General features: G+C 45.9%; 11 protein-coding genes. 5 read left to right on the top strand and 6 right to left on the bottom strand.

Annotation, left to right across the window (positions count from 1 at the left end):
• The first annotated feature begins 230 nt into the window (after positions 1–230).
• The 3 genes from C942_RS15085 to C942_RS15075 all read left to right on the top strand — a co-directional run bounded on the left by C942_RS15085 (position 231) and on the right by C942_RS15075 (position 6,035).
• Entirely contained in the window at positions 231–1,307 is a 1,077-nt protein-coding gene (locus tag C942_RS15085; RefSeq protein WP_007467116.1) for a toxic anion resistance protein, read from the top strand.
• Between the two features lie 220 nt (positions 1,308–1,527).
• Positions 1,528–3,393, top strand: a complete 1,866-nt coding sequence (locus tag C942_RS15080; protein WP_007467114.1) for an MFS transporter — start codon at positions 1,528–1,530, stop codon at positions 3,391–3,393.
• A gap of 377 nt (positions 3,394–3,770) precedes the next feature.
• Positions 3,771–6,035, top strand: a complete 2,265-nt coding sequence (locus tag C942_RS15075) for a M9 family metallopeptidase (protein WP_007467113.1) — start codon at positions 3,771–3,773, stop codon at positions 6,033–6,035.
• Between the two features lie 99 nt (positions 6,036–6,134).
• Here C942_RS15075 and C942_RS15070 read toward each other — a convergent pair whose 3' ends face one another.
• Positions 6,135–6,647, bottom strand: coding sequence for a GNAT family N-acetyltransferase (locus C942_RS15070; RefSeq protein ID WP_007467111.1), 513 nt, complete (start codon positions 6,645–6,647; stop codon positions 6,135–6,137).
• Positions 6,644–8,821, bottom strand: a complete 2,178-nt coding sequence (gene yccS / locus C942_RS15065) for a YccS family putative transporter (protein WP_036800368.1) — start codon at positions 8,819–8,821, stop codon at positions 6,644–6,646. Before yccS ends, C942_RS15070 begins: the two co-directional genes overlap by 4 nt.
• Positions 8,822–9,060: 239 nt before the next feature.
• Between yccS and helD the strand changes: the two genes are divergently transcribed.
• Entirely contained in the window at positions 9,061–11,157 is a 2,097-nt protein-coding gene (gene helD, locus C942_RS15060; RefSeq protein ID WP_007467106.1) for a DNA helicase IV, read from the top strand.
• A gap of 23 nt (positions 11,158–11,180) precedes the next feature.
• On the opposite strand, the gene C942_RS15055 is transcribed toward helD, so the two are convergent.
• The 3 genes from C942_RS15055 to torT form a co-directional block, all read right to left on the bottom strand.
• Positions 11,181–12,167 carry an alcohol dehydrogenase catalytic domain-containing protein gene (locus C942_RS15055; protein ID WP_007467104.1) on the bottom strand — a complete coding sequence of 329 codons (987 nt, stop codon included), beginning with the start codon at positions 12,165–12,167 and terminating at the stop codon, positions 11,181–11,183.
• A 162-nt stretch (positions 12,168–12,329) separates the two neighbouring features.
• Positions 12,330–12,788, bottom strand: a complete 459-nt coding sequence (locus C942_RS15050; RefSeq protein ID WP_007467102.1) for a methylglyoxal synthase — start codon at positions 12,786–12,788, stop codon at positions 12,330–12,332.
• 180 nt (positions 12,789–12,968) lie between these two features.
• Positions 12,969–14,042, bottom strand: coding sequence for a TMAO reductase system periplasmic protein TorT (torT, locus tag C942_RS15045; RefSeq protein ID WP_036800365.1), 1,074 nt, complete (start codon positions 14,040–14,042; stop codon positions 12,969–12,971).
• 102 nt (positions 14,043–14,144) lie between these two features.
• On the opposite strand from torT, the gene torS reads away from it, so the two are divergent.
• The gene (gene torS, locus C942_RS15040; RefSeq protein WP_007467098.1) at positions 14,145–17,090 is read left to right on the top strand and encodes a TMAO reductase system sensor histidine kinase/response regulator TorS; all 2,946 of its coding nucleotides are present in this window, start codon (positions 14,145–14,147) and stop codon (positions 17,088–17,090) included.
• 88 nt (positions 17,091–17,178) lie between these two features.
• Here torS and C942_RS15035 read toward each other — a convergent pair whose 3' ends face one another.
• Positions 17,179–17,568 (bottom strand): phasin-related domain-containing protein, encoded by a 390-nt coding sequence (locus C942_RS15035; RefSeq protein WP_051035829.1) that lies wholly within the window; start codon positions 17,566–17,568, stop codon positions 17,179–17,181.
• Positions 17,569–17,693 lie beyond the last annotated feature (125 nt).

Genomic DNA, 17,693 nt, shown 5'->3' with positions numbered 1-17,693 from the left:
TTTATTCGATCAGAACACATGTGAATTTAGCCGCAATTATTTTTTTAGGACAAAACTTACATCGTTGGTGTGTGTTAGATTGCATATGGTGCTTTGGTGGATGATGCCTATTAATAAAGAATAAATTACGAACAGTATTATTTTTCCTTCCGATAAATCATTGGCTGATGATTTCTACTTTTTCAAAATCGATGGCAGATGTTTCCTAATTACAGTGAAGAAGGAACCTTATGACACAAGAATCATCAATAGCTGTTGAAGTGCGGTTGAGTGACACCGAAAAACAGCGGGCAGAGGCATTAGCTGAACAGCTTAATCCTTTTGATACGGTTTCAACATTGGTTTTCGGCAAAGAGGCGTTGCAAAGCATCACCGCATTTTCTGACCGGGTTCTGTCTGATGTCAGGGCTAGAGATACCGGGGATGCGGGTGAAATTTTGCAGGCTATGGTTAGCAATATGAGCAGCTCTTACTTTGATGAGCTGGGTAAGGGCAGCTTTTTGTCGCGCTTACCGCTGATTGGCGAGCTGTTCTACTCTTTTGGTAAGTTTGTCAAAGGCTTCGATAGCATTAAAGGTCAGCTGGATGAGCTGGCCGATAAACTGGAAGCTCTGGAAGTAAAGTTAGCCAGTGATATTCAACAACTGGACGGGCTTTACAAGGAAAACCTGTCACTTTTACATCAGTTGGATATTTATATTCATGCCGGACAAATCCGTGTCGAAAAGCTGAAAAATGTTGAGTTGGTTGAGCTTAAAAATAAAGCAGATCAGAGTGGAGATGCGCTGGACAGCCAGGCTTATCGTGATGCGCTCCAGGTGATGTCTCGGCTTGAGAAGCGGGTGCACAATCTTTGTCTCACTAGGATGGCAGCGATTCAGACCGCACCGCAAATTCGCCTTTCGCAGGAAGGTAATAAGATGCTCATGGAAGATATCCAGGACATCATTCATAACACCCTTCCGCTGTGGAAACGTCAGTTCCTGATTGCTATCTCGAATTTTGAAAAAGAGAAAGCATTGAAGGTAACGCGCTCAATTAAGGACTACACCAATAAGCAGTACATTCAAAATGCTGAAAAAATGAAAGCCTTGGAAGAGCAGATATCGGAAAACTACCAGCGTGGTATTCTGGATATTGAGTCGCTTCAGAAGGTGAATGAACTGACTATTGAGACGCTGAAAAATACCCTAAACCATGTGAAGGAAGGTAGGGTTAAGCGCCAGCAGGCCGGTAAGGCCCTGGCACAAGCTGAAAATGATCTGAAGTTTGCTTTACAGGAAACTTTTGATGAATCCCAAGCCTGATTGCTTTTTGCTTATCAGTTAAATCTTAAGGCCGTGGCAATAGTCACGGCTTTCTTATCTTTGTCATTGGCAATATCGCAGCTTTCATCTCGTTTCATTAATTCCTTGATTTAGCTCCAATGATAAAAAACAATGTAAATTTTAATTGAACATTGTTCGATTGGGTTGTATTGTAACTACATCAACTCACAAAGACAGATGATTTCAACGAGGAAAAGTTATGAATCAGTTTTCGTTACTGGGGAAAAAGCGGTTTTTGCCTTTTTTTATGACTCAGGCTTTGGGTGCATTTAATGACAATCTGTTTAAGAATGTGCTGCTGTTATTCATTGCTTTTTCAGGGCTGTACAGCCAGGAATCCAGTACCGCACTGATTAATCTGGCCGCTGGGCTGTTTATTCTTCCATTTTTCCTGCTTTCACCCATTGGTGGCCAGTTGGCGGATAAATACGAGAAATCGTCGTTAATTCGTAAGATTAAACTTACAGAGATAGTGATTATGTCCGGTGGTGCGCTGGCTGTGTGGTTTCAGTTTGTGCCGGGGATGCTGGTGGCGCTATTCCTGATGGGGGCACAGTCTGCACTTTTTGGTCCGGTGAAGTTCGCTTTGATGCCACAACACCTCAATGGTAAAGAACTGGTTGGTGGTAATGCCGTTGTTGAAATGGGAACATTTACCGCTATTTTGGGCGGAACTGTATGTGCGGGACTTCTGTTTGATTCTGAGTTTTCAACAATGTTAGTTGTGATATCAGTACTTTTGCTGTCTGTGTTTGGATACTTGGCCAGTCGCTCGATCCCTTATGCGAAAGCCAATGATCCTGAGCTTTCGGTGAACTGGAATCCCGCTTCTCAATTAATTCGCACCGTTCGTCACGCAAAAGAAAACCGTACTGTATTCCTGTCTATTTTGGCAATAAGTTGGTTTTGGTTTATCGGTGCAACTTACCTGACTCAGTTACCTAACTTTGCCAAAGAATTCTTGGGTGGTAATCCTCAGTTGGTGACTTTATTACTGACCGTTTTTTCTGTGGGGATTGCAGCAGGTTCCCTGATTTGTGAAAAAATGTCTGGTGGAAAAATAGAGTTGGGTATTATTCCTATTGGCGCTCTTGGCATCAGCATCTTTGGTTTTGATCTGTATTTTGCCTGCCAACAGCTGGTCACAGAAAAAGGTATGACGGTTACGGCTTTTCTGAACCATGGTGAGAACATAAGGTTACTTGCAGATCTGGCTTTGGTGAGTGCAAGTGGTGGTATTTTTGTCGTGCCATTGAATGCGCTTATTCAACAACGTAGCGAAGAAAAAAGTCGGGCACAGACTATCGCCGCCAATAATGTCATGAATGCTTTGTTCATGGTGCTAAGTGCGGTGGTTGCTGTGCTGGTGCTGAATGTTCTTGGCCTTTCGATATTGCAGTTATTTCTGATGATTTCTGTGCTGAATGTGTTGGTTTCACTGTATGTGTTTTCTCAGGTTCATGAGTTCTTGCTCCGCTTTGTTATTTGGGTATTGAGTCATACCATCTATCGTGTCAGCCATAAGGATCTGGAAAATATTCCTGAGCAGGGAGCGGCGGTATTAGTGTGTAATCATGTCAGTTATGTGGATGCTTTACTGATTGCCGGTTCCTGTCCTCGTCCGGTACGTTTCGTTATGGACAAAGACATTGCAAATATCCCAGTGGTTAAGTATTTCTTTAAATGGGCAAAAACTATTCCGATTTGTGCTCGTGGCAAGTCACCGAAAACTTATCAGCAGGCATTTGACAAAGTGAGTGAGGAGCTGGCTGCCGGAGAGATTGTTTGTATTTTCCCTGAAGGAAAATTGACTAAAACAGGTGAGTTGAACGAGTTTAAGAAAGGGATAGAAAAGATCATCAGCCGAAATCCTGTGCCGGTTATTCCGCTTGGGTTGAAAGGTGTCTGGGGATCGTTCTTCAGTCATTGTAACGGTCGGGCATTTACAACGTTGCCATCTCGTTTCTGGTCAAAAGTGGAAGTTGTAGCCGACAAAGCTGTCGCCCCGGCTGATGTCTCTGCGGGTGGACTGCAGGAGAAAGTGCAGGCTCTGATCGCCAGTTAATTAATAGCTATCTAGGGTAAATAAAAGCCAGCAGCTGAAAAGTTGCTGGCTTTATTTTTACTGATGATTTCAATTTTTAAGGTAATAAATGACTGCTGAAAAGGATAAATATTAGTCATAAAAACAGTCTCATCACCTAAATCAGCACAAAAAAATCGTCAAATAGCTATTTGGTGGAACAAAGTTCAAAAAAACAAAACTTGGCATGAACCTATAAATAAATCAAGTGATGTCTGTCTCAAATATATTGTAGAGTGATTAATATAATTTCTTGGTAAAAGAAATTTCACAACAGAAATCAGAAATGATCTTAATCATGACTCAGTTCGTGAGGGTTAGATCTACTCGAAAAATAATAATCAAGAAAAGGAATCAGTATGGCTATTACCAAAAAAGGATTATCAATATTGATAACTTCCTTATTAGCTAGCAGTCCGGTTTTCGCAAATAATGCTGAGAATCATCAACCATTACCACCATCTGGCGTAATTAATTTTGAGCAGGATATTTCAGTGCAGGAAGTTCAGTCTCCAGCTGAAATTATGGCTCCGATTACCATTCCTGCGCCAACACAGGTTGAACTTCGCGAGAAAACACCAATTGAAACTCGCTCTTTGATGGAATTTGCCGATTCCAATACTTGCCCTGATTATAATAAGTTTGCATCACTATCTGGTGAGGCGTTATTTAACTTTATTCGGGAAACTTCGGGTGAATGTATCGGCCAGCTTTATCGTCGTAATGATTCAGTTGCTGTAAATACTTATCAGCCATCTAAAGTTATTGATGTTGCAAGAAGGGCTGCTCAGATCGCTCAAACATATGATTCGTCAACTGGCGATGATATGTATAACTTGTTCTATTATCTGCGTGGTGCATTCTACGTAGAATATAATAACAATCAGCTCACTTATCAGAATAACCAACCACATCAGGCTATGCTTCCGTTGTTAGAAGCATATAGTCGTAACCCTCATATTTCTGAACTGACTGAAGATCAGGGACGCACTCTGGGTGAATTCTTTACAACATGGGATAGCAGCAAAAATTATCTCCAGAGTGTTGATGTTGTTACCCGTTATTTAAACGAATTCAGTCCTGAGCATTTACAAAGCTGGGCACACCGTAATGCACTGACCAGCGCATTAACCGTGCTGTACCGTGCTAGCTGGGATGCGACCTATACCAAGGCTGCTGAACAGCATACCGCGCTTCGTCAGGCTTTGTTGAAAGTTGCGAACTCAGAGTATATCTATAACTCTGAATACAGCTATGAAGCGACTGATGCGCTGAGAGAGTATGCTCGCTTCCTTGAATATCAGCGCTACTGGAAGTTGCCAGAAGAATTTAAAACTGAAATCAATAATGGCATCGTAGACTTTATGTCTCACTTTGATCGTTATTCAAACCCATGGGCAATTGCTGCCGGACAGTTGGAATCGTACAACCCAGGTGAGTGTGAAAAATTCAACATCTGCGGTTGGAAAGAAGGTTTGGCTAATCAGGTGTTGAGCATTCATTACTCATGTAGTGATACCATCAAAATCCGTGCTCAGAATATGACGCAGTCTGAGCTTCAGCAGTCTTGTGATCTGTTAGCGGCTGAAGAAACTTTGTTCCACAAAGTACTGAAAACAGACAACCAGCCAGTGGCTGATGATTTCAATACCAACCTGGAAGTGAATATCTTCGATTCTGCTGATGAATACCGTAACTATGCTGGTACGTTATTTGGCATCAGCACAGATAACGGTGGTATGTATCTGGAAGGTGATCCTTCTGTAGAAGGTAATCAGGCTCGCTTTATTGCTCACGAAGCAACCTGGCGTGACGACATTCTGGTGTGGAACCTGCGCCATGAATACATCCACTACCTGGACGGCCGCTTCAATATGTATGGTCCGTTCAATCACTTCCGTACAGATACCGGTAAGTCTGTTTGGTGGTCAGAAGGTCTGGCTGAGTACATCTCTCACCAAAACCGTTATGACGAAGCGATCGATTTTGCCCGTCAGCGCAGCTATCGCCTGAGTGAAATCATGAACAACAATTACTCTAGCGGTCAGGAACGTATCTATCGTTGGGGCTACCTGGCTGTTCGCTTCATGTTTGAAGAAGCACCAGAGATGGTTGATCAGTTGATGGGATATGCTCGTGCAGGTGATGCAGAGGGCTGGTTGAATTACATCAATACATCAATCGGTTATTCATTGGATCAAAGATGGTACAACTGGCTGCTGACTGTTCAGAGCGATGACACTTCGCTAAGTGGTAACACTCCAACACCGAGCGTTGTGCCGGACAGCTGTAAGTACCAGGGACCATATGGCTACGGTCAGGTCAACTACGGCGAGACTGTTTGTGTAAGTAACCGAGGCGGTAAAGCTTACTACTACTTCTTTGTGAACGATGATGTTGAAAGCATCAATATCAACACAGCTCACGGTGAAGGTAATATTGATCTTTACTACAGCCCTTACACATGGGCAGAAACAAATTACTTCTCTGCTAAGTCAACTAATGAAGGCAATCAGGAATCTCTGACAATCAACAACCCACAAAGCGGTTGGCAGTATGTCACTGTAGTTAGCGATCCTTCAAGTGAGGGTGCAAGCCTGAAACTGGATGTGACAACCAAATAACAGTTAGCCTATACAAAAGGAAGTTAAAAGCCCGTCATGGTTTTCATGGCGGGCTTTATTTTTGTGGTCAACTTTTCTGGAGGTAGTTTTGATAATGGCTTAACTATTAAAAGTTATCTCATATAACCCCAAAGCAGGCTCACCTTCAGGTTCTTCAATATTGCGGACAAAATTCAGCCCCAGCCGTTTAATTAATCGGATACTGGAATCATTGTCTGATGTTGTGATGGCGACAATTTTATCGATTTTCAGCTCATTTCGGCCAAAATCCATCATCGCTTTAGCGGATTCGTAGCCATATCCCTGATTAAAATACTCTGGCAGGAAACCGTAGCCGATATCGATATCATCCAATGTATCTCGTTTGATCAGTCCGCAGATACCCACGGGTGTACCACATTCTTTTATTTCGACAAGGCTAAGTCCGATACCGTGTGACTGATACATACTGATTGGGCCATTTAGTAAGTACTGACGGGCATCATCTGCCGTTTTCAGTGATTTATCTCCGACGAAACGCAGGAAAGGCTCTGTTGTGTAGAGTTTGAGTGCGAATGTGGCATCTTGCTCAGTCAGATGCCGAATACGAAGTCGTTCTGTTTCTAAAATCATGACAAACCCTTATTGGTTCTGGCTGCCAGCTTGTTTGCCAGTGAGTGTAATTCAGGCAGCATTCGTTGTATCAGGTGCAATTGTTGCAGCACCATACGGACGGAAGCGCAGTCCTCATCCTGCCATTGGGCCAGACGTTGCTCCAGCTCCAGATCGGAATCCGGTGCATTACAACATTGGTTGCCATCCAGTTGTTCTGCAAGGCACTCAAGGTGGGCATGGATTTGACGGTAGGCCTGTGATACCAGCTGGATCTGATGAGTACTTTCATCGCCCAGTCGGGTGCGGTGTGCGCCCAGTGCTGAAATATAACTCAACATGGCATGGTTTAGTGTCAGGAAGCGGAAGCACTCATCGGTGGCCATTCGGTAGCGGCCCGGCTCGGCCAGCATATTGCTGATTGCCGTACTCAGCTGAGCATCCGTATTGTGTGCATTACGACGGGCAATACGGTAGTGCAGGCTGTCTTTTTTACCAATCCGGTACTGGCCGATAATCTGTCCCAGATAATCTCGGTTGGTGGTGATAGCCGATGCCATCACTTTGTGCAGGCGTCTTGCTTCCCAGTCCGGCAGAATAAAGCTCACAGCCAGTACTGCCAGTAAACATCCCAGCAAGGTATCACCCAGACGAGGCAGGATCACGGCATAGCCCTCGCCCAATTGATTAAAGCAGAACAGTACCAGCAGGGTTATGAATGCTGTAGCCAGCCCGTAACGTGCTGTGCGGAAGCTGAAGAAAAGCACTCCGGCAAGCACCATCAGAACCAGCTGTCCTTCCTGGCCAGGGAACAGGTATAGCAATGGAATACCTGCCAGCAGACCGCCTAAAGTTCCCAGCACTCGTTGCACCAACTTTTGTCGGGTCGCACTGTAGTTTGGTTGACAGACAAACAGCGTCGTCAGCAGTATCCAGTAACCTCGCTCAAGTTCCAATGCCTGGATGCAGCCGTAACCGACTGTCAGGGCGATAGCCATTCGCAGGGCATGGCGAAACAGCATAGAGTCGGGTTTGAACTGACTGGTGATCCGCTGCCAGCGCTCTTGCATGCTGCGGGCTTCGGTGTCGGCCAGTTCAGTGTCTGTTCCGGTCTGAGCCACATCCGGGTTACTGACGTTAGACAGCTGCCGCTCTACCGTAGCAAGGTTATTGAACAGATAATCCAGTTGGTTTATCAGGCTTCGCCACTGAGGCTGCTGCTGGCTTTTCAGGTACAGCAGTGACTCCTGGAGTTCATCGAGTGCTCTGACACTGTCGGCACCGTGACGATAGGGTTTACCCATAGCCAGAGCATGAGCTATCTCCCGGCAGGCGACGGCCTGGTTTTCCAGCAAGCGTTGAAAACGAAACAGGACATCACTGCGACGAAATGTGTCAGCCAGATCCTGGTAGCGATAGTGTGATGAGCTGGCACGTTCATGGATATCCTGAGCAAGAAAATAAATCTTCAGGAATTTGTCGCCAGTTTCATTAGGGTGTCCGCGGCGGGCGCGGTGCAGCAGAGTCGCTTTGGCGGTATTTAAGGCAGCAACCACTCTTGCATTCTGGCTGGCCGCTTCAAGGCGTAAAGGTTGCGGTTGCAAGTTGGTGACGGGCTCAAACAGCTTACTTTTACTGTCGAGATAACAGGCCAGCTCACTGAATACTGCTGACAAACCTTGTTGCACCGGATGGTTAGGCCACAGCAACTGCCAGCCTAGTGACAACAGACCATACCATGACGCGCCGGCAAGCAGCAGCATTGGCTGGTACCATAAGTTCGGGCTGTGCTCCGCACCCAGCATGGTATAGACCGCCAGTAGCAAAGAAGCGAAGGCGATGCTGGCATAACGGGCTCCCATCGCGCCAAGCATGATGAAGCCGAAGGTGGACGTAAACAGCCCGATCGCAAAGAGAACGGGATAATCAAATAGAATCTCGATCGAAAACGCCGCAAACATGAAACAGGCGAGGGTCATCAGCAGAGCTTTGATTCGTCCGCTGAGGTTATCGTCAGTCTCGGCCAGCGCTGACGCGATGATACCCAGTACCAGAGGGGTTACTTCATTGTTAGCATTGAAATACCAGCAAGGCAGTGCAACGCCGACCAACGCAATTAAAACCCTAATACTGTAATTGATTCTGTCATTTGCCCAATAACGGCGCAAAGCAAGTTTCAAGCGGCTGTTTTGCATGTTAGTTCAGTCAGTTAGGAGGTGCGCATAAGATAACAAAGTTCCTGTCTCAAGGGGTATAAGTGGCGATAAAAAAATAATAACTAATAAATTTATTAGCAGAAATTTTACGCAAATAGCGGTTCTGGCGCTATGGCCTTACCGCAGTTCTTGTTACTCTTACTTGTTCCTGAATATTCAATAAACTCCACTATGAATTCAGGTGTATATAGTGTTAATGAGGAAGCTTTGGTGACGGCATGCGTTTGACAGCTGGTTGGCTAGCACAATGGTTAGTTCAGGGGGATTTTTGCAGTATCGAACTGGGTGAGAACTGCCTGATTCTTGACAGTTATACTGGAACAGAAGAGATACCATTCGATGATTGGGACGGAGCAATTACTGTTCATCGCGGAGTAGTATGGGGAAGTCTGGAAATCACTTCTTCTGATCAGGAATATTGCTGGACGGTTCATGGCCTGCCATGGGAACAATGCAAGCAATTTGCCGGGTTTCTTCTGGACGCTTATCGTAATTGGGCTCAGGGTCGGGTTGAAAAGCTCGATCTGGCTTTACCTGAAATGCTGAATCGCATAGACGATTTCGTCGGTCAGTCGATCTATTTACGTCACTCCGAACATCATGAGCTGACGCAGTTTCTTGAGCAGTCACTTTCTTCAACCGGCCTGACTTATGAACTGGCTGCTTCTTTCCGCCCGATGGCATTTGAAAAATTGGATCCATGGTTGGACGACGAAGCTAATGCTGACTGGGTGGCGAACAGCAATAAGCAGTGGCTTCACAATCAATCAGAGAAATGGTCATCATGGTTTGATTCATTTGAATCTTCTCCGCTGAATGAATCTCAGCGAGAATCTGTACTTATTAATCAGGATCACAACCTGGTACTGGCCGGAGCCGGAACCGGTAAAACCAGTGTTTTGGTTGCTCGTGCCGGGTATCTGGTGGCTAACCAGCAGGCTCAGCCGGAAGAAATCCTGATGCTGGCATTCGGGCGTAAAGCTGCAGAAGAAATGGCTGAGCGTCTTGGGCAGAAAGTTAGTGACAGAATTAAAGTGGCAACTTTCCACAGCTTGGGGACTCAGATCATTAAGGCTGTAGAAGGTGAGGTGCCGAACGTCACCCCTCTGGCTCTTGATGATAAAGCGCGTGCCGACTGGATTGCAGAGTTATTGACCGAGCAATGGCAGCATGATGCTTCGGCTAAAAGGTGGCAGAAGCACCTGACACAGTGGCGTATCCCCGGGTTCAAAGCTGATAATTCAATGGAAAAGCAGGCCCGAAGCGAGCAGCTGGCTGCCTGGGTCTGGCGGCATATTGAATTACTTGGCCAGCGCGGTGCGAGTAAATCTGATTTAAGCAAAGCCATTGAAGAGAGCGGTAGCCATTCAACTGCACGAATGAAAAGTGAGTTGGCTTTGCTGTGGCCATGCTATCGTGCTTATCAGCAGCATCTGAAAAACAATAAGCAGATCGACTTCAACTCCATGATCCAAAAAGCGACTGAGTATGTCGGCAAGGGTAAATTTGTACCTGAGTGGCGATTTATTATGGTCGATGAGTATCAGGATATTTCACCTCACCGCTTAGCCCTGATTGAAGCCTTATGTAATGTCGATCGAGAACAGTCGGAGCGGGAACGCCCGACTTTGTTTGCGGTTGGTGACGACTGGCAGGCGATTTACCGTTTTGCCGGTGCTGATGTCAACTTGACTACTGGCTTTGAGCAACGCTTCGGAGCAAGTCATGTCACGCAACTGAACACCACTTATCGCTTTAATAACATGATTGGTGAAGTGGCTAACCGATTTATTCAGCAGAACCCGCAGCAACTGCAGAAAGACTTATCTAGCTTTAAGAAGCAGAAGCGAAAAGCCGTGACATTACTGTGTCAGGATCTGTTGGAGCAGGAATTGGTTCAACTGGCTTCCAAGAATAGTGAGCAGACATCTGTCTTGCTGTTGGGGCGCAATAACAACCAGTCTCCGGAAAAGCTGAAAGCCTGGCAGAAGCAATGGCCTCAGTTTGATTTGAAATTTATGACCTGTCATGCCAGCAAAGGTCGTGAAGCAGATTACGTGTTCATTCTGGATGTTAATCGGGGAGTATTCCCGGCTCCGGATCGTGAGACCGGGCTGGCAGCATGTCTTCAGGCAAGAAATGAGGCTTTCGCCGATGCAGAAGAGCGCCGCCTTTTCTATGTCGCGCTGACACGAGCAAGAAAGCATGTGTGGGTGTGTGCTGAACCGGAAAAAACCTCACCTTTCGTCAATGAGTTGATTGATGAAAAATATTCGGTATTTAATAAAATCAAGCGGGTAAAAGCCGCGAAATAACGATATCAGAGATAGTTTCGAAACTATAACTGCCCTGTACTGACGACCAGTTTTCCGCTGTGTTTCTGGCGTTGCAATTTCTTTAGCCCTTCGGCCAGTTTGTCGAAGGGCAGTACCTCTTGAATCATAGGATCCAATTTTCCTTCTGCGACTAGGCTGGTTAGCGTATTGCCAATGTCTGCAAGGTGATGGACATCTTCGGGGGCACCATGGGCATAAGTTCCGTGCAAGGCCACTTCATGCATGCTGATAGCTTTAGTAGTTGCCAGTAGCGGCACTTGGTTGAACTGGTCGGCTATCATGACAATTTCGCCGTTATAACGAATCAGTGTGCTCATTATGCTGCCGGACTTTGCCGATACGCAGTCAATGACGGCATGCAGCAGGTGATCTTCGGTCAGATTGATAATCCGCATGGCGACATTATCTTGTGTCGGATCGATGACCGCCTCAGCGCCGTAGTTGAGTAATCGATGACGGTGACGCTGTTCGGCTATGGCATACACATGTGCTCCCGCCATTCTTGCCAGTTGAACGGCAAACCCTCCGACGCCACCTCCGGCTCCGGTTATAGCTATGTGCTGACCCGGTTGAATATCCAGCTTATCGTGAACTGCCAGCCAGGCACTGTATCCGGCACAGGGCAGGGCGGCTGCCTGCTCAAAGCTGACACTGTCCGGAATTCGGCTGAGGAGATTGGCTTTGACTGTTGCATAGTGTGCAAAGCCGCCGGCTTTACGGGGATCGGCAAAACAGAAAACCCGATCGCCGGGGTTGAGGTGAGAGACTTCTTTTCCGACGCTTGAAACCACTCCAGCGATATCCAGCCCGATAATATGCGGGTACTCCCAGGTTGCGTATCCCCAGGATGCCAGCTTGTAATCCATCGGGTTAAGCCCTGCTGCGGCAACATGAATACAGACCTCATCACTGGCAGGCTTTGGTTTTACAGCTCTGGCTAGCTTCAGCTTGTTGAGCCCTTCAGGTTTAGTCAGTTTCCATGCCTTCATAGATCACCGCGGGAATAAGAAATATGACAGTTTTATAAAGATAAACCTAAATTCATTATGTTGAGAGGCTGGTGATGAGAATGACGATGAGAAACGAGGCTGAGCTTAAAAATGAAAAAGCCCTCTGCGCAGAGGGCTTATGAGAATCAAAGGATTGAAATATTAATCAAGGCGCTCATCCAGATAGCCTTGGTAATCCGGGATTTCTATTTCAACTTCTTCACTTAGTTTTGGCGAAGAAATCATGAAGTTAGCACTGGCACGGTTAGTTGCTACAGGAACGTTCCATACTGCAGAAATACGTAGAAGGGCTTTTACATCCGGGTCGTGTGGTACTGCATTCAGAGGATCCCAGAAGAAGATCATCATATCGATTTTGCCTTCGGCGATGAGTGCACCAAGTTGCTGGTCACCACCCATAGGGCCGCTTAACATGCAGTTGACGGTAAGACCTGTCTCTTTAGCGATAATATGACCGGTTGTGCCGGTGGCATACAGCGTGTGGTTGGCCAGCTTGTCTTTATGCTCGCCTACCCAGCGCAGAAGGTCTGATTTGCAATTGTCATGTGCTACCAGCGCAATGTGCTTGCTGGCTTGCATGGTACGGGTTGTTACGTCCATCCAGGGCTCCAGTCAGTATATGACTAACGAAAAAAATGGCACACATTAATAGCAAAGCCGGTTTGATATGTACAACGCAAGGCTTTGAAATCAAAGGTGGCTAACATTAATGAGTAGTTAGTTATATTCTGATGGTGAATTACTTCACATTTATGTCAATAGACACAGATTAAGTAACTATCAGCGCTGCACTTCATGATTATAGACACTGAATGCCGGTCTGAATTCAGCCGGTGACAGTGAATCGGCAATGACAGATGCAGGTAAATGCTTTGGAGTCAGCCATTCAATCTTGGGTGAAATATCACGCTCCATCGGTTTTTTCTCCAGAAAACGTACCGCCTGATCAAGCGAGAGCATTGCCTGCTGAGCCATTTTATCAGTTGGAGCAAACAGGATACGTCCTCGGCGCAATCCTCGGTAAACGCCATGACTGAGGTAGGTTGAGACAACTTTGATCTCTTTCAGCTTGTGGTTGGCACGTAGTTCACTAATCGCTACTTCGGCCGCCACGGCACCACCGACGATGTAATTTAAGTGCTGTCTGTCGGCAAACAATTGCTGGATCAGGTTACGCTGAAGCTCTTTACTGTTGTCTGCCCAAAGTGTCGTGATGATATTAATATCGCTGTTTTTGGTTGCGTCAAGGAAGCCCTGGGTTACAGGCTTGGTTCCGCCGCGTTGTGACGGGCCAGGCAGCCATGCAATATCAACTTTGCCGCTGCCTTTTGGGTGGCGTTTCGCCAAAAATTCACCGGCAGCCCGACCCATGTCATACCAGTCAACGCCAACTCTGGCATAAACACTTTCACGGATATCTTTATCTTTCATATCGATATCATTAATGGTCGCGAATACCGGAATGTTGCCGGTCAGCTGGGAAAGAATCCCGTTGTAGGCGACACTGTCAACAGTACCGAGAATAATCGCATCAGCTCCCCATTGCTGACAGTCCTGGATTTGGGTCTGCTGTTTATCCAGATTTGGGTAACCACCGGCTTCCAGCACTTTCAGGTTGATACCCAGCTGCTTGGCGTGCTCGACCATTCCATAATTGATCGAAATCCAGTATGAATCTTTCAGGTGTGGGTAGACGGCACAGATTTTCCATGCTTTGGCAGCCTTTTTCAGCGGCTGGTATTTGATCACCTTAGATTGCCGCTCATTAGAAAATGGCGGTTTATGGGTGATAATTTCAGCTGCAAACGCTGGCTGAAAAGAGAAAAAGAGTAAGAAAAAGGAAAAAATCCGCATTTTATTCATGATTATTAGCATCTGGACCGTCTTCACTGGCAAAATAGTAATGTTTTATTTTGTGTGGTTAAACCTTAATTTTTCCTGTTGTGGTTCTCCTGTATGACATTCACTCCAATCGGGATTGGTAAAAAATTGCTGATCGCTTTCTCAATGATGGCTGCTTTGATGATTATTGCAGCGGTTATTGGTGTCGCTGGCTTTTCTTTGGTCGCCAAAACAGAGCGGACGGTGATTAATTCGGCAGTGCCGGCATTGGCTGAAGCACGTGAACTTTCTGACTTAAGTACCCGAATTATTTTCACCGCTCAGGTACTGGCGAAGTCAAATGACAAGCAGGAGAGGGAAAGGCAGGGAAAAGCTCTGACTATTCACATCGAAGGGCTGAAAGCGAGCCTGCGAGAGCTGGAGCAATATTCGTTTGATCCCAAGCTGATGACCAAGCTGGAGGATGACGTAAAAAGCATCGTCGATAACCTTGCAATGCTGGGATTGTTGGTTGGCCGTAAAATCGACCTGCAAAGTCAGGTGAATATGCTGACTGATGAGCTTTCTTATGCCACGTTGCAGATTGACTCCCTTTCCCAGTCACAGGTTTCTAATGCTAATACCATCGCGATTGCTAACGTATCCCGTATTTATGATTTGGTTGATGACGGAAACACTTCCGCGGTATTTAAGGCGCTCGACAGTCTTGTGGAAGTGGATATGGACCTGACTGAGCGTCTGTTCGAACTTCGCTTTCTGTCTCTTCAGGTGCTGAATATGCTGGATGATTCCAACCAGATCGACAGTATCAAGGCGCTTTCCAGATTAAGAACCCGTTATACCCATGCGGTATCGGTGATGCATCACCGAGTCAAATCAGTTGAGGATCCGAGTCGTTCAGAACAGTTGTTGGATCTGACAAAAACTCTTAAACGCGGTGGAGTATTGTTTGGCACTCAGGAACAACTGCTCTACGCCAAGAAAGATGTTGAGCGAATGGAGCAGCAGAACCTGGTGTTGTTTCAGCAACTTAACCAGACCGTGAGTGACATCATCACCGCGGCAAATGAAGGTACTCAACAGGCGGTAACTAAAGTTGATGAAACTCTGACTGTAGCCCGTAACAGTCTGATTGGCATTTCGGCTATGGGGATGCTGGTACTGGTTCTGATCATGTGGCGCTACGTTTATGCCCGCGTGATCAGCCGGATCAATGAATACAGTAAAGCACTGATGTCGCTGGCAAGGGGCGATTTGGAAATTCGCCTGACTATCAAAGGTGATGATGAACTGGCACAAATGGGACGGGCTATCATGGTTGCCCGTGATACTGCTTATGAACGTCATCGTCTGGCTCAGGTTGAGTCGAAGATCCGTTTTGAACTTCAACAGCATAAGACCAGCCTGGAGCGTCTGGTTGCTCAGCGAACCAGTGAACTGAAAAAAGCCAATGCCAAGCTGAATGAAGAAGTGAAAAACCACGCAGAAGCACGGGCTGAGGCAGAGAAAGCCAACCGCGCGAAATCAGCTTTCCTGGCAACTATGAGCCATGAAATTCGTACCCCGATGAATGGGGTGCTGGGTACAGCTTCACTGCTTGCTGATACCGGACTAAATAAGGTTCAGGCTCGGTACCTGGATGTAATTAACCGCAGCGGTGAGTCGTTGCTGGACATTCTTAATGACATTCTCGATTACTCGAAAATTGAAGCCGGACACCTTGATATCCGTCCGAGAGACTTCTCTTTGTCTGAGCTGGTAAAAGATGTTTATGACATGCTTGAAAATCGGGCATTGGCGAAACATATCAAGCTCGTTTGTGACATTGAACCTGGCTTGAATGACATCTGGGTAGGTGATGCAACACGGATCCGTCAGGTGCTGGTTAACCTGGTAAGTAATGCGATTAAATTTACTGAAGAAGGTGAAGTGACGATTATCGTTCGTCCGGATCCGATGGTTAAAGGTGATCTGCTGTTTGAAGTTGAAGATACCGGTTCTGGGATCGCACAAGATGAGCAGCAGACGATGTTTGATGCTTTCAAACAGTCGTTTGAAGGCCGTCAGGCAATTGGTGGAACCGGCCTTGGGCTTGCGATTAGTAAGCGCATTATTGAAGCGATGGACGGGGAAATCGGTGTCCACTCAACGCTTGATGTCGGCAGTTGTTTTTGGTTCACCCTGAGTCTGGCTCCTGGCAAGCTTTCTCATGTTGTGGAAAGTGCTGCGGAAAAAGTGGCACCGGCGCATATTCTGCTGGTGGAAGATAATCCGGTAAACAGTATGGTGGCGGAAGGTTTCCTGAAACGACTGGGCCATAGTGTGGTGATTGCTGAAGATGGTGAACAGGCAGAACAGGCTTACAGTAAACAGGTATTTGATTTGGCATTGCTGGATATTAACCTGCCAGATACGGATGGAGTGACTCTGCTTCATCGTCTACGTCATATTGAAAGTTCGAACCTGAAAGAGGGCCGATTTGAGCCTACACCAATGGTGGCATTCTCCGCGCATGTATTTAGCGAGGAAGTTGAAAGTTATCTGGCCGAGGGGTTTGCTGGATTCCTGCCGAAGCCTTTGGTTGAGAAACAGTTGGTTGAAACGATTGGCAGCATACTGGCTGGAGAAAAACGCGTTGTGGTTGATGGTACGGTTGTCAGTGACGAGACACAAAACAATATTAATCAAGAAGAGTTGGAGAGGGTTGAGATGACAGAACAAACAGAGTGTCCGGTTTTAGATGAAACCGTGCTGGGTAGCGATTTGCAGGTATTAGGTGAAGCTCAGGTCACTAAACTGATTGGCCTGTTTATTGATTCTTCATCTCAAACTTTGGATAAATTGATGGAAGCAGTTCGCGCTGGTCAACTGAGTGAAGTATCTAAGCAAGCACATACACTTAAAGGTGCAGCGGGAACCATGGGACTGACTCGTTTGCATAAAGTATGTCTGGATTTTGAAAAATCAGCGAAAGAAGGTTCAATTGATCATCTTAATGCCGAAGATTTAACAATCGCTTTTGAACAGTCTAAAGAGGCATTGGAATCGGCGTTTAGTTAATTCTGCTGCAGCAATAATATGTACAAAAAATAATAAGGCCGCGACTGCGGCCTTATTATTTGAAAAGATGAAGGGTTTTCAGTTCTGCTTATTCAGCTTTTTCTTCTTTCTCTTCAGGTTTTGCTTGTTCTTGCTTTTTAGCAACAAGCATTTCAATGTTTTGTGTTAGCTGATCAATTTTGTCATCGATATTGTCTAGTCGCTCGTTATCCAGACCAACAAACTTTTGGATTGTCATCTGAACGCGTTCTTCTATAGCAACAGAAGCGTGGCTTTGTTCAGTGTGTAGACGCTCTTTTGTGTTTGACTCAATAGCGCGGCCTTTTTCGACTAACTCATCGAACAGGGTTTTGCTTTTTTCTGATAACTGGTTAACTTCTTCTGTGCTTTTTGCGTAGGCACCAAGACCTGCTAACCAGATGTTATGCAACTTTTTATCTTTCAGAATATTGTCAGCTGATAGTTTAATAATGCCCATAACTACATTCCTTTCGCTTTGTAGACTTAATTGTTAGGTCGTCTTACTTTAGATTGTCTTACTTGCTTTGTTATATACATCATATGAATCAGGATTAGAGTCTTCTCACTAAAAACACCCTTTAT

The sequence above is a fragment of the Photobacterium marinum genome (assembly GCF_000331515.1).
Lineage (GTDB): Bacteria > Pseudomonadota > Gammaproteobacteria > Enterobacterales > Vibrionaceae > Photobacterium > Photobacterium marinum.
Note: the sequence above shows the minus strand (reverse complement) of the source record. Positions and strands in the feature narration are given on the sequence as shown.